Genomic DNA, 13,676 nt, shown 5'->3' on the forward strand with positions numbered 1-13,676 from the left:
GTAATGATTAAAGACTAAATTTGCTTAACAAAATATTATCGCTGAGGATATTAGCCATCGGTCAATATTTTCACATACGATGATTTCTCTATTTCACAAATTTCTATCGTCAAGGATATTTGAGAGATTTTCAATTTTCTTAGTTCATGGGCGATACTGTTTGATAATGCGGCTCGTTGCTCGGCGCTTCTTCCTGATAGTATTTTAACGGTAACATGAATGAAAGGTTGTTTTTCAATTCCCGTTCTAAAGTAATCGATGGCAATTGCCCTGGTCTTAATATCTTTCTCTTCAAAAAGCTCGGATAACAATGCCCCTTGATGAACGGAGTCAATTAAAGTGGTGATGTTTATTCGTTCCTCAAGCTCTGTTGCAAACTCAATGATACAGTGAGGCATATCGGCTTCCTTAAGTAGATGAAAAAATACCCATTATCACTTTGTCATCGGTAATGACATTCTCCTTATTGGTGGAGTGTGACAAAATTAGTGGTAAGAATGATGGTGTTAGCGAACCATTGTGTTAGCAAACAATTGTATTCATGAAATTTGTAGTATGCAATTGGTTGCCCTAAAATCTACACCAAAATACTGTTTGTTTTTTGCGCTGCGTTTTTACGCGAATGATCAAAGCAGACAAATGATAATTTTCCCTTATGTCGAGAATATTGCCGGGGATTTTTGAGTAATTTTTATTCAGTGGGTAGGTACTGCTTTGCCAATATTACAACAATACCTTTTTGTCATTGGTTCTTTTCAAGGATTGCTTCTTGCTTGTCTATTATTGTTTGATGGTAGAAGCACAACAGCCAGTCGCATACTCGGTTTATGGTGTTTGTTGCTGGCGCTCAGTTTTTTGATGGCCTTTAGCCAAATGGGGGAAGGCGTTACGCCATTCACTTTTCTCATCGGCTGGCGTAACTATTTGCCTGCTAGTTATGGTGCTTTGCTTTATCTTTATTGTCGACATGCCATTATTGAGCGACCGTTGAGTTACAAAGACTTATGGCACCTTTTGCCTGTGTTAAGTTGCTACTTGCTGAATCTTGATACATTGTTAGCCTCGCCCGAAGCTAAGTTTAATATGTCTTATCAAGACTTGACTCAATCGCTGAATTTCAGAATTAGTGAATACATCCTGTTTTTACAATCCTATATTTATATCGGGTTTAGCGCGTCGCTGATTCAAAAGTATCAGCGTCAGGCGGGGAATACTCTGGCGAGTTTTAATCCAGATATTTTTCACTGGTTGTGGAAAGTCTTAATCCTGGATTTCATTATCTGGACCTTGAAAATCTCGAGTTATCTTCCCGGTTATCACTATGTCCTGTCTTTGTTGGGAGATATATTGATCATCCTGCTAATTTACACTATCGCTCTGGCTCAGTGGCGCAATCCTGATTTGTTTTTAATTAAGCAGTTTGTACTAGAACCTGCAAAAAAAGATGTAAACGATGAACCCGTCAGCTCTTCAAAGTCTGAGCGTATTGCTGAACAACAGAATGATGTTAACGGAAGTAAACCCGATAGCGGAGCATTAGAAAGTGAAACTCGAAAAAATATACTTGAAGTCGTTCAGCGTTACATGACCGAACGTCAAGGGTTTAAGGATAATCAGTTGACACTCAATCGTTTGGCTGAAGCGGTAGAGGTGAGTACCCACCATCTTTCCGAGGTACTTAATCAGCAAGATGGCAAAAACTTCTATCGATTTGTGAATGGCTATCGAATCGATTTTGTTTGCGAAAAACTGAAACAAGATCAATCGGCAAAAATCATAGAGTTGGCGATGGAAGCTGGATTTTCGTCTAAGAGCACTTTCAACGCGGTGTTTAAACAATTGAAGGAAATGACACCTAGCGAATATCGTAAACAATTAATGGCGACATAGCTTTTCAAGAGTACGAATCGTCCGATTCGTACGTCCAAACCGTTCGAATAAGACGAGTTCAGCGATCTACTTTGCTGAAATAAGCCCTGACACAGTATTTAATCTGAAGGGGATATTGATGCAAGTAGAAGAGCTAATTGGCGGTGGGTTATCAGCGCAACAAATATTCGGATGGGCGGGACAAGCTGCGCTCATTGGTTGGCTAGTGCTTATTTTTTTACCACGTAGAATTAAACTGATTTTCGCTATTCCACAATATTTGATTCCTGTCGGGCTGGGTATCGTTTACTCAGGTTTAGCGCTTTCTCGCTATTTTGCGATCGAGGGAGGATACAGCTCACTAGAGCAAGTAAAGTTGCTTTTTCAAGACGATTTTATGTTGCTGGCAGGTTGGATTCATTACCTGGCTTTTGACCTTTTTATTGGCGCCTGGATTGCCAAACAAGCCGATCAGCTTGGCATCTCTCGACTGTTACAAGCCCCAATATTAGTTGCCACATTTATGTTTGGACCGGTGGGGTTGGTTATCTTTTTTTGTATCAAGGCTGGTTTTTTTAGTTTACCAAGAGTAGAAATCAAGGAGGTGCAGCATGCTTAATCAGATGAAGGGAAATTTATTGTCTCCAGCCACTCGAGTATATTCTAGCCTGCCATTTAAGCTACCTGATGATTACATCACCCGTGCCTGGTTTTTTAGTGGATTGTTTTTAGTTGGCATATTGGTCATTCTTTTACCTGCTTATTATTTCGATTCTCGCTTGTTGGATGGCGTTTCCGTCTGGTCAAAACCTATCAAGTTTAGCGTGTCTCTTAGCATGCACTTTTTTACCCTGGCGATCTTAGCTCAGCTTATTGATGAAAAAAGGCGTACAGGTTTAACCCTCACTTTGCTTGGCTATGCCGCTGTAGCATCAATGTTATTTGAGCAGATTTACATTTCAGTGCAAGCTGGCCGTGGTGTGAAATCACATTTTAACTTTAGTTCTGAGTTTACCCAACAGATGTACATGCTAATGGGGGTTGGAGCATTGTTCTTGGTGTTAATTACTTTTGTGTTGGGAATAATGATCAAAAAATATGCTTCGCACAATCATCCTGGGTATCGATTAGGCGCGGTTCTCGGTTTAACAGTTGGCTCTGTGTTGACTCTATTGTTTGCTGGATATTTGTCCAGCAATGGTTCGCATTTTGTCGGTGGAAATGTTTCCGATGCTGATGGTGTGGCAGTAGTTGGTTGGTCGAAGCAAGTTGGCGATTTGCGTATTGCTCACTTTCTGGCAACCCATTTAATGCAGATTATTCCAATCATTGGGATCGTTGCAGATCGGATGAAATGGCAGGGAAGGAGGGTGGTCGTTGGGTCGACAATTGTTCTAGTTGCTGCATGTATTGCTTTATTTATGCTGGCACTTTCCGGACGTCCGCTATTTTAATTAAGTTGAGAAATTTCGCGCTAATTTATAAAGGAGCACAGCTTTGTAATCTAATGGTTGTTAAGCTGCTTTATGGAATATTGGTATCGATGGCTGCCTGGTTTGAGAAGGTAAAATTCTAACTGAACAATGAATAATTCAACCGGGCATTAAAATTATAGCCATTAGGTATAGCTGCCATCAGCTAATACCACAGATGTTTCTATTTGTCGTTCGGGAATATTCCAGTACTTTTTTAGTAGCCTGTTTTTCTCTTCTTCACTCACGAGAGAAAAACCATGTTTTTCATAAAATCTAATTGCCCAACTGGCTGCTTTCCAGGTTCCTACCAGAATAGGTTTATTTGATTTTTCGATAAGCGCATTGATTAAAATAGAGCCAATACCCTTATTTCTCGTTACTGTTCTGACGTAAGCATGGCGTACTAAATTGACATCTACCATATTCTGAAAACCCATAACGCCCTGAACCAGCCCTTCAATTTCGTAGCATATAAAAGAAACGCCTTCTTGAATTTGTGTTTCCAGCTCTTGTTTTGACATATAGGGTTCGTGCCACCTGTCAGCAGGAATGATTCCTTTGTAGGCAATTGAGGCGTCATTGATGATTTGATAAATATCATCAAAGTCATTGTCTGTTGCTGGGCGAATCATTGGCTTTCTCCTATATTAGCCTACTGAGCAGTTGTTGGTTACCTTGGCAACTATTGGTCACAGTTCAATTTGCTCTGCTATGATTTTACTGTGCTATGATATAGTAAAGTATGTTTACCAAAATATAGTAAAGTAACCTTACTATATTTTCAAGAGAAATTTAAGAATAACAATTGATGAAAAAACTCCAGCAAAAATCCATAGAATTAAGAGACAATAATTTGGGGCGACTCTTCCAAAGAGCCGGCAGAGCCTATAGTGTTCGTGCACTTAGCTTACTGCACGAGCGAGGTTTTTCGGATGTTAAACTTTCCCACTCTGCATTGTTCGCCAACCTCGATTTAGAAGGAACTCAAATAACCGTTATTGCAGAACGTGCTGGAATGACCAAGCAGGCAATGGGGCAACTTGCGAATGATTTAGAAGCGAAGGGGTATATTAACAAGATTAAAGATCCCAATGATAAGAGAGCATATATTATTCGATTTACCAAGCTTGGAGAGAAAGCGCTCCATGCTGCTTATGACATCAAAGTGATTATTGAAAAAGAATTTGAAGATTTACTGGGCAGTAAAAATGTTGCCAATTTGCAAAAAGGGTTGCGGAAATTGATTGAGAGTTATACGAATTAAGAATTGGCTAATTGTGAAAAAATAGTGAGCGAGTGCCTTTGTCATGTTCTGTTTGCGACAAACTGACACATAGCATCAATTAACTGAGAATTTGTTATTTCTTGTGTGGGGTTGCTCAAATTACTTATTTTAACCACCACATTATGTGGTTTGTCAGATTCAACAAAATCAACATAATTTTCAATGATACTATTCATACCTTCAAAGTAAGCTCGCTGAGGTTCGATGAGTTTCAAATGTTTATTAAAGTTCCTCCTTGAACGAGTTTTGTCTGATTCCTTTCTTGTTTTTAAGTCGGAGATAGAGGCATTCAGTAAAATATATTTTTTTGGAAATTCAATATCACCGCTCAAAACGCTACTTTTATAAAAGTCGAAGACTTCAATAATCGGCTGTAGGCCCTCTTTTGCATAAATCCAGTTATACCAAACGGGTTGAAACGGATCTCCATCTAAGACTGCTTTACCACCATTTGCTGAAATTTCACGAGCTAATTGCGATCTATTAACCTGACGTTCAAAGTACCAAGTGCTTGATTCGTACCTGGGCCTTTCAAAAAGTTCATTAACTTCTGCGATTCTTACAAACCCATATTCACTCTCCAATATTTTACTAACCGTCGTCTTACCTACAGCGCTCGCTCCTTCCAGGCAGATGATACTCATCAACTTCTCCAAAGAACATAACATTGTAATAAATGGACCATAAGGTCCGATTATCAAAAATAATTGAATTCGTAGATAATGCCACTTTTCTATTTTATTTCAAAGAGTTAATTGAGAATATAACTTTTTATGGACAGGGAAACTACAGAATAATTGAATCTGTCAGTCTGCGTATGAACCGATACAAATTGTGTTGATTTAGATTAACCATTTAATTTTAAGCAGGTTAAATATAAGAGATTGATTTCATTTACTACTCAGCGAGTCAGTTCCATTTTTACTATTTTTAGTCCCAATGTTACTACCATATTTTCGCCATGTCGCACTAATATTTTCCACCGTTACCCGATAGTTAAGTAACACTTCAGTTTGATTCAAGCGTTTAACTGACGCTTTCAAAATAACTTTCAATAGGAAATATGGACAACTAAATGAAAATTTCTTTATTTAAGAAACAGTCTATTACTGCTTTATCTTTTTCAATATTTGCATCACTCTCGGCGAGTGCAGTTCAAACCAATGAGTTGCGTGTTGAGGCAAATAAAAATAATACAATTCCCTTTTTCGTCTCAGCGAAAGACACAAAATCCGTTAGTAGCCTTAATGCAAGCAATAGTAGCAAAATTACAAAGTCATACAGTGGTTCTCACGAAGTCTGGCCGGTTCAGAAAAAGAATTCTAGAGAGAGGTGTGTTAGGTGGGAAGACTTTCGAGCCCCTAATATGAATTCGACGGCCAAATCCCTTAGTGTCAATTCAACCGCAAAAACTAACGCTTTAAATGATTTGGCAAGAGCGCCGCAGGGAGAATGTGTTGAGTGGGAAACTTACTACTATTACACTAACTATGGAACTGCTGACGTCTTTAAAAGTAGTGACGGCATATTGGACAAACCGGTGGTTGTGGTGCAGCCCTATCAATTCTCGGTTGATGATTCTCCGGTAGAATATTCAGCCTACCAATTTTATAGCCAAATTAACACGAGCGGTTTAGCTGACGACATGATTAGAGACGGCTATGATGTCATCCTGTTTCGCTATGCTAATGTTGAAAACGGTATCGTAGCAAATGCCAATGGCTTACAAGTCTTACTCGAAAAACTCAATACGATTAGTAGTATCAGTTCAACTTCTGTTGTTGGTTTATCAATGGGGGGAGTTGTTGCGCGCTATGCTCTGACCAAAATGGAATACACCGGTACGCCAAATAATGTTTCCACTTATATTTCATTTGATGCTCCTCACCTGGGGGCAAATTTTCCTAAGAGCATTATGGATAATTTGAAGCGGCTAGAGAGTAAAATCGATGTTTTCGGATGTGGGTTGACTAACACGTGCCAAAATCCTAGAAATGATTTGCGAGCAATATTGAAACGGTTTGATACGCAAACATTTAAAGATTTAATCATTGATGCACCGTCAGGTTCTTCTGATCGACTGGCCTGGCAAAGCTCGCTTGCTAATATGGGGAACTTTCCGTCGGTTCCTTCATTAGCGTTGACTAATGGTTCGCACAACCATACCACTCAGGGATATCCAACGACCAAAATGACCACAGACTTCAAATTACATCGTCCCTGGTATCTGGGTGGCAGCAAAACCTTCAAAATTTATACGACACCTTATAAAGATAATGTTGCGGGCGGCTATCTGAATAGTTATCAGTTGGCCTCTGACAAGTTAGTTGAAGAAGCTAACGGGACTCCATTGACTGTATTCGTAGCATCGGGGCAAAACCATTCGTTTGTGTCAACCAACTCAGCATTGGCAGGAAGCCCGAACAATACGCCTTTTACGCTAGTTGCTGAATATCCAGCAACTAACGAAATGCACATGACGTTGACTTCAAGCAAGGCGGACGCAATTAAAGATTGGTTAAAACAACACCAATACTAAAACCGCAGGTTGGGGTGAGCTTTGCGAGCCCCATTATCAAATCATGCATCAGTGGTATCAATGTTTAAAATCCTGGAATACCAACGTCATTGATTTTTTGCCACCTTGGTTATGGCTGGCCTTCTAAAATCATACTAACAATCCATTGGATTGTTAGTACAAAAGCAAACACAAAAATGATACCGACAACAATAAATTGGGCAGCGTCTCCCTGCTCAAAATCCTTTTTATGCTTGTCGCTATTTCTTACGCCAAACATCGCAGCGATTACACTTTGAATAACCGTCAATATGCCCAGTTTTTCACCAGCGTCGGAATTGGTTGATTTGTTAAGTTTTTGCATGGGAGTCTCTACTATTTCAGTTCTCTCTCAATCACTCGCCAATGGGTTTACCGAGTAAGCCAAATTGTATACGAAAAGCTAAATAGGTTGCAGGGACAAAAAAATAAATTATTATGGGTACAGATTAAGCTAGAGATTGAGTGACTTAGAGGCGAAGATATTGAAACAATATCGATATGCACAACTGGCAAAGCAGCTCCAGCAGCAAATTGATGAACGACGCCTGATGCCCGGGGAAAGGTTGCCATCGGTGAGGCAGTTGTCAAAGTCTAGTGAGCTTTCCAAAAATACTGTCATAAAGGCATTACACACGCTTGAGGCCGCGGGGGTTGTAGAGGCTCGCCCTAAAACCGGTTATTTCGTGAAAGCCCAGCACTTGCAATCGATGCCACGAAAACCGAAAGATACTGAGTTAAAACCAACTGCAGTCGAAGTTCCTGACCTTTTTCAGGAGATTATGATGCGAAGTGCGGCTTTTGATGTCTTGCCAGGAGGTCCAGAGACAGAACCATCTCTTCAGCTTATCACTTTAAACCGCCATCTCGGCAGAGCACTACGTCATAAACCTCAAAATAAGGCAATGTATTATGATGCTCCACTTGGTTTGGAAGCCTTGAGGTTTCAAATTAAGGAGCACTACCGCACGATAGGCTTAAATTTGGCAACCTCGGAATTTTGCATCACATCGGGCTGTCAGCATGCACTATTTTTAGCCCTTTTGGTGAGTTGCCAGCCCGGTGATAATGTCGCAGTTGAAAGCCCAGCCTTTTATGGTGTTTTACAACTGTTACAGCAGCTTCGGCTAAATGTTATTGAAATTCCCGCATCGCCGTCAAAAGGGATCAGCGTTGAATCGCTCACTGAAGCGACTGAAAAATGGAAAATAAATGCCTGTGTTGTCACGCCTGCGTACGCAACACCGACAGGGGCAAGCATGCCTGAGGAGCACAAAAAGCAAATTATCAACCTGGCCAATCAACATGATATTACCGTTATTGAGGACGATATTTATGGCGATTTATGTTTTGGCGAGCGTCCACCTCCGTTAAAAGCGTTTGATACCGAAGAACGGGTTATTTTATGCAGTTCATTTTCGAAATCTCTGTCTCGTGATCTAAGAGTTGGCTGGATTGTCGGGGGGCGCTGGCAAAATGAAATTACCCGGCTAAAACTGGTCAATCAATTAGCGAGTAATCAATCCATTCAAGAGGGATTAACGAGCTTCATTGCTGAGGGCAATTACAGACGCCATCTTTACCAGTATCGTCAAGTTCTTAAGCGCCAACGTGACCAATTGGTATTGGCCTTAAGAAGCTATTGGCCTGACTCGACGCGTTTTAGTATTCCTGATGGTGGACTGTCTCTCTGGATTGAAATGGAGGAATCTGTTGATACAAAAACAGTCTATCAAATAGCACTGAAACAAGAGATTGTATTAACGCCGGGCGCGTTGTTTTCTGCGGATGATCGGTTTAGCAATTATTTAAGGCTAAGTTTTGCTCATCCAGCGATTGGAGATCGGCTCAAGGCTATTCGAATTTTAGGGGATTTGTTTGAGAGGAAAAAACGCGTTATTCAGTAAGGCCGTAGAAAAAATACACAAAAAAATAGAACCCTTGGAAACCAAGGCGCATTGTAAGATTTTCGAGCAAACTAATCGGTGGGGCAACAATTTATTATTAGCTGAGAAAGTTTACCTGCTTGGTTTAAAAATACTTATTTCGGGGTGTCTGTTTTTATTCTTCTTGTATTTATTGTGTTTTTTCCAGCTAATATTTATGCTGCCATAAATGCGACAGGTCTTGGTGGGCATCAATGGGGGCCTGTTTATCTATTAATTCGTGGTCCTTTGCTGCTTATCCTGATTGCATGGACTTATTTTTTGTGCATTAGGCCGTTACACGCTAAGTCAGCAGAAAGAACGAAAAGCTCAAAAAGTGCACACCTTTGATTAAGACTTAGTTGCCAAAAGGAGAACCTGGTGAAAGTTGATGATATTAGAGTTTTCATTCCTAGTAAGGATTACGAAATTTCTCAGTCCTTCTATCAAGCATTAGGTTTTGAAATGAGTTATGTCACTAATGACTTATCGTTATTTGAAAACGGCGAATGTACATTTTTCCTGCAAAGGTTTTATAACCCGGAGCTGGCTAAAAATTTGATGTTTCAACTTTCTGTCTTAGATATCAATGAGGCTTTTGACGTTATTTCTAATCTGGATGGTTTCGACATAAAATATGAACCAATTAAAAAGGAGCTCTGGGGGAAAGTTGTTTATTTGTGGGGGCCGTCAGGAGAGCTTTGGCACGTTACAGAATTTAGCAATTAACTCGCTGTAAAAGCGAGAAGAAATTCAGCTGCGGGGTCTCGCCTTGATCTTAAGGCGAGTATTCACTCAATAAAACATCGGATGCGTCAGCTGCTTGATATTTCCCTGAACATCGCCCCGCTGTGTAAAAACTAACTGATGCGTGTCTTCAATTAACGATAATGAACCAAAAGACTCGATTGAGATCCCTGGTAATTTTACTAAGGGTGTTAGTGAGCTATCGGCAAATCGATAAAAAATAATTCGCTGGTGTTTTTTAACATTTCGGCGAAAGTATATTCCATCGAGTGAATAACCCCAGGTGTAGCGTGGAATGAAGTCACGACCGTTAATAATTTCAGTAATACGATCGGGGCTGTCTGTTGGTTGGGATAAATCTAGCTGCCACAATCCATTTTTGCCTCGCTTGGTATAGAGCATTTTTTCCGGTGAAGCCATAATGCCAAATCGGCCGCCGTCGTGAGTGAGTCGAATAGATTCGCTACTCGTAATATTGAAACTGTAGAGATCAAAACCATCTCCGGCGTAAACTGATGAAATTATGGATTGATCATTAAAGCTCCAACTTGGTCTATTGTGATCGTCAAAAGATGTCGAAAGTACTTTTAGCTGTTTCGATTGCACATCAATAATATAAAGTTTGTCCCCCGATTTTTTTTCAACGTGCGCTAGAAATGCAATTCGTTTTCCGTCGTGTGACCACCTTGGATATTTAACTGTTGATTTGAGATTAGTGAGTTTTTGTCTTTCTTCTCCATTATTATTAGATACCCACAACTCATAATATCCACTCTCGTTGGATACATAAGCAATTTTTTTCGCAACATGGGAATAATCGGGTGTATGGTGACTAAAGCTAGACTTCAAAATAGGGAAGGGGCTGCTGGCTATCTCGTCATTCAAGTTGAGCGCTGATATGAATTTTCTCTCGCTACGTTCAAGGTAAAATAGCGTCGGCTTTTCATGCCGAGTAAAAACAGGAAAGCTGAACCCTTCAATATTAAGTGACTGTTTTTTTCCGGTTTCTAGATTCAGCAGGTATCCGTTGTACACGTCAGATCGCTCCGCACTAAAAACAATTCGATCACCATCCGGATGCCAGCTGAAACCAACGATATTTTCTTCGCCTTCAGTTAACTGCTCTGCTTCTTTTGTTTGAAGATCTACCAGGTAAATATTTTCGCTAAGGGAGTTTTTCCGACGTGAAACAAGTAGCTTTTTTCCATCAGGAGAAAACGCCATATCCCTGTCACGATACCCGCAATCTCTACCGCAGGAAAATCGCACCGGAGTAGAGCTCTCTTCGCGCAAATCAACAAAGTAAATACCAGTATCCAGATTCTTGTCATGATCACCACGGTAAGCGAGGGTTTTGTCGTCAGGAGAAATACTTAAATAACGATAGCCGCCGTCGCCGGCACAATGGGCCACAACTTCTTCTTGCTGGGTGAAGACATTCATTTTAATGATGTGACATAAATCTTTGGCGTAGTCTGCTCGTGAAAAGAATAAGTATTCACCACTATTGCTCCACACAGAGTGGCCCACGGTCGCATTATCAAAGGTGAGTTGTTTTGGTGGCATATCAGGTTGGTTTAGATCCCTCATGTACAGATTTTTATTGTGATCTGCATTTTTCCATTTGTATGCCAGATACCGTCCGTCTGGAGAGGGGGCTGCCAAAAGCTCTCTGCCTGGTTCTGTGGTTATTGTAACGATAGTCGGCTCAACTTCTACATCTTGAGAAGTACCATAGTACCAACCCAATCCACAACTGATTATGATAAGCGCAACATAGGGCAAATAACGCCAAAGAGATTTCGGCTTAACTGACGAGGCTGCTTCTTTAATTTGAGGATTCTGACTGGCTAGAATCTCCGGCTCGATTAGTAGGCGATAGCCCATTTTTCGAATGGTTTCGATAACTTCTGTTTTTCCACAAGTTCCATTCAGGTTTTTACGCAGTTGCCATACAGCATTAGTGAGCGATTTTTCTCCAACGTAGTAATTCCCATTCCAGATATTGTCAATGAGTTCGTTACGTGAAATAACACCGGGATAATGATTGGCGAGGTAAACAATGACTTCAATAAATTTCGGTTGTAAGTTAATTTTTTCCTGATCATCAAACTGTATTGCATATTCTTGCGGATAAATATTACAACAGCCAATTTTTAAGTGAGTAATGCTATTCATTGCGTATTTTTTGTCAGGTATGATTTTGTAGCTATCATTATTTCAGCCTCGCAAGTTACCTAGAATTTAAAGCTTTATTAATCATTTGGCAAATAACAAAAACAAAGTTCTAGCATAACTTAGTGATTATGAACTGGTTTGTGTTAATTTTGCACAGCTCTTCTATGTATATGATTCTAATTGGTTTTTGCTTCATTTTTATTTAAGAAAATATTCAATCGATAAATAATCGTGATAAAAACGATTCTATGATGATTGAGTTTAACCCTGAAATTACATACAAGGAATTCCTGCTGCTTTAGTTCAATTATCAGGATAACAAAATGAGACAACAACTCGTACTTTTGAGTGTTATTTTTTTAGGCGTTGCTAGTATTTCTACGGTTTTTAGTTCGGAAATCAGTGATGGTCCCTATGTTTTCGAGAAGGGAAAACAACGTGAGGTAGTTTGGGTTTGTGATGGGAAAAAACAAGTTTTTAAGGTCGATTTAATTGTTCCACAAACCCTCAATGGTTGTAGCGGAAATGTGAAATTATGGTCACCTGCGCCGAGCGAAGACGAGCAATTAGAATATGCCGGTGAATACCGGGTTGCCGCGGCGAGTGATATTCACGGCCAGTTTGACTTATTTCTCCAGCTATTAAAAAACAATAATATTTTAGATAAAAATGACAAGTGGAACTTTTCAAATGGTCACTTCGTGATCACTGGAGATGTTTTTGACCGTGGACCCAAAGTCACAGAGGCACTCTGGTTTCTATATGATTTAGAGAAACAAGCTGAGCGAGCGGGCGGTAAGCTTCACCTGCTACTCGGTAACCATGAGGTGATGACATTAAATGGAGATCTACGTTACTTAAATGAAAAATATTTGGAGACTGCCGAGATAACGAACACGGCATATGAAGATCTTTATGCTAAGAATAGTGTTTTGGGCGATTGGCTTCGGAGCCGCCCTGTCTTAGTTAAGGTTAATGGCATTTTGTTTGCTCACGGCGGTTTCCACCCTGATCTTGCGGAAATCGAAATGTCGGCTAAGGATGTTAATGATTTATTTAAACAAAACCTGGTAGAAAAAGAATTAGCAAAACCCCGTTACGGTATGGGTCAATATTTACATAAAAGCAAAGGGCCAATCTGGTACCGCGGTTACTTCCGAGAAGATGAAATTTCTAGCGATGAGCTTAATCAATTACTGAATCATTTTGGTGCCACCCACATAGTTGTTGGCCACACAACACAAGAAGCGATCAAATCGGTGCACGATGGTCGAGTGATTGCGATTGATGCCGGTATGAAATACGGCAGCTACGGGGAGCTATTATTGTGGGATGGGGGAGAGTTTACTCGGGGCACTCTGGCGGGTAAAAAATTCCCGCTGGGTAAAGCGACAAAAGCAACAAAAACAAGATCCAATCTAGCCAAAGAGAGCGCCAACTGAAATCTTTGAGTGTCTCGCTATCTTATTGTTTTTAAAAGAATCGATATTAAATCGATTAAAAAGCGGGGCAAAATAGAGCTGTCACGTATTGAGATAATAGAGTCGTTAGCCAGATACTGAAATCGAACTTGGAAAGGAGAATTCATTGCTGGATTTATTTAAGTTCTGATGATTTATTACTCGATCGTTTTAGCGTCA

General features: G+C 40.2%; 13 protein-coding genes. 8 read left to right on the forward strand and 5 right to left on the reverse strand.

Going from position 1 to position 13,676, the window contains the following annotated elements; all coding sequences use genetic code 11:
• Window positions 1-50: 50 nt before the first annotated feature.
• Complete coding sequence (locus tag FLL46_RS00710) at window positions 51-398, reverse strand: 5-carboxymethyl-2-hydroxymuconate Delta-isomerase (RefSeq protein ID WP_142891500.1); 348 nt, start codon at window positions 396-398, stop codon at window positions 51-53.
• 316 nt (window positions 399-714) lie between these two features.
• Between FLL46_RS00710 and FLL46_RS00715 the strand changes: the two genes are divergently transcribed.
• From FLL46_RS00715 to FLL46_RS00725, 3 genes are all read left to right on the forward strand, one after another.
• The gene (locus tag FLL46_RS00715) at window positions 715-1,890 is read left to right on the forward strand and encodes a helix-turn-helix domain-containing protein (protein WP_142891501.1); all 1,176 of its coding nucleotides are present in this window, start codon (window positions 715-717) and stop codon (window positions 1,888-1,890) included.
• A 118-nt stretch (window positions 1,891-2,008) separates the two neighbouring features.
• Window positions 2,009-2,488, forward strand: coding sequence for an ABA4-like family protein (locus FLL46_RS00720; RefSeq protein WP_168203982.1), 480 nt, complete (start codon window positions 2,009-2,011; stop codon window positions 2,486-2,488).
• Entirely contained in the window at window positions 2,481-3,323 is an 843-nt protein-coding gene (locus FLL46_RS00725; RefSeq protein WP_142891502.1) for a hypothetical protein, read from the forward strand. Before FLL46_RS00720 ends, FLL46_RS00725 begins: the two co-directional genes overlap by 8 nt.
• 164 nt (window positions 3,324-3,487) lie before the next feature.
• Here FLL46_RS00725 and FLL46_RS00730 read toward each other — a convergent pair whose 3' ends face one another.
• Window positions 3,488-3,976: a GNAT family N-acetyltransferase gene (locus FLL46_RS00730; RefSeq protein ID WP_142891503.1), complete on the reverse strand. Its 489-nt coding sequence runs from the start codon at window positions 3,974-3,976 to the stop codon at window positions 3,488-3,490.
• 176 nt (window positions 3,977-4,152) lie between these two features.
• On the opposite strand from FLL46_RS00730, the gene FLL46_RS00735 reads away from it, so the two are divergent.
• Window positions 4,153-4,608: a MarR family winged helix-turn-helix transcriptional regulator gene (locus FLL46_RS00735; RefSeq protein WP_142891504.1), complete on the forward strand. Its 456-nt coding sequence runs from the start codon at window positions 4,153-4,155 to the stop codon at window positions 4,606-4,608.
• Between the two features lie 41 nt (window positions 4,609-4,649).
• On the opposite strand, the gene FLL46_RS00740 is transcribed toward FLL46_RS00735, so the two are convergent.
• The gene (locus tag FLL46_RS00740) at window positions 4,650-5,273 is read right to left on the reverse strand and encodes a P-loop nucleotide/nucleoside kinase family protein (protein WP_142891505.1); all 624 of its coding nucleotides are present in this window, start codon (window positions 5,271-5,273) and stop codon (window positions 4,650-4,652) included.
• Window positions 5,274-5,704: 431 nt separating this feature from the next.
• Between FLL46_RS00740 and FLL46_RS00745 the strand changes: the two genes are divergently transcribed.
• Window positions 5,705-7,168 carry an esterase/lipase family protein gene (locus tag FLL46_RS00745; RefSeq protein ID WP_142891506.1) on the forward strand — a complete coding sequence of 488 codons (1,464 nt, stop codon included), beginning with the start codon at window positions 5,705-5,707 and terminating at the stop codon, window positions 7,166-7,168.
• A 109-nt stretch (window positions 7,169-7,277) separates the two neighbouring features.
• On the opposite strand, the gene FLL46_RS00750 is transcribed toward FLL46_RS00745, so the two are convergent.
• Window positions 7,278-7,511, reverse strand: a complete 234-nt coding sequence (locus FLL46_RS00750; protein ID WP_142891507.1) for a DUF2970 domain-containing protein — start codon at window positions 7,509-7,511, stop codon at window positions 7,278-7,280.
• Window positions 7,512-7,671: 160 nt separating this feature from the next.
• On the opposite strand from FLL46_RS00750, the gene FLL46_RS00755 reads away from it, so the two are divergent.
• Complete coding sequence (locus tag FLL46_RS00755; RefSeq protein ID WP_246119245.1) at window positions 7,672-9,093, forward strand: aminotransferase-like domain-containing protein; 1,422 nt, start codon at window positions 7,672-7,674, stop codon at window positions 9,091-9,093.
• A 399-nt stretch (window positions 9,094-9,492) separates the two neighbouring features.
• Window positions 9,493-9,840: a VOC family protein gene (locus FLL46_RS00765; RefSeq protein WP_142891508.1), complete on the forward strand. Its 348-nt coding sequence runs from the start codon at window positions 9,493-9,495 to the stop codon at window positions 9,838-9,840.
• A gap of 66 nt (window positions 9,841-9,906) precedes the next feature.
• Here FLL46_RS00765 and FLL46_RS00770 read toward each other — a convergent pair whose 3' ends face one another.
• Window positions 9,907-12,036, reverse strand: a complete 2,130-nt coding sequence (locus FLL46_RS00770) for a winged helix-turn-helix domain-containing protein (RefSeq protein WP_142891509.1) — start codon at window positions 12,034-12,036, stop codon at window positions 9,907-9,909.
• Between the two features lie 323 nt (window positions 12,037-12,359).
• On the opposite strand from FLL46_RS00770, the gene FLL46_RS00775 reads away from it, so the two are divergent.
• Window positions 12,360-13,478: a metallophosphoesterase gene (locus tag FLL46_RS00775; protein WP_142891510.1), complete on the forward strand. Its 1,119-nt coding sequence runs from the start codon at window positions 12,360-12,362 to the stop codon at window positions 13,476-13,478.
• Window positions 13,479-13,676: the final 198 nt, after the last annotated feature.

This window comes from Aliikangiella coralliicola, assembly GCF_007004725.1.
GTDB lineage: Bacteria > Pseudomonadota > Gammaproteobacteria > Enterobacterales > Kangiellaceae > Aliikangiella > Aliikangiella coralliicola.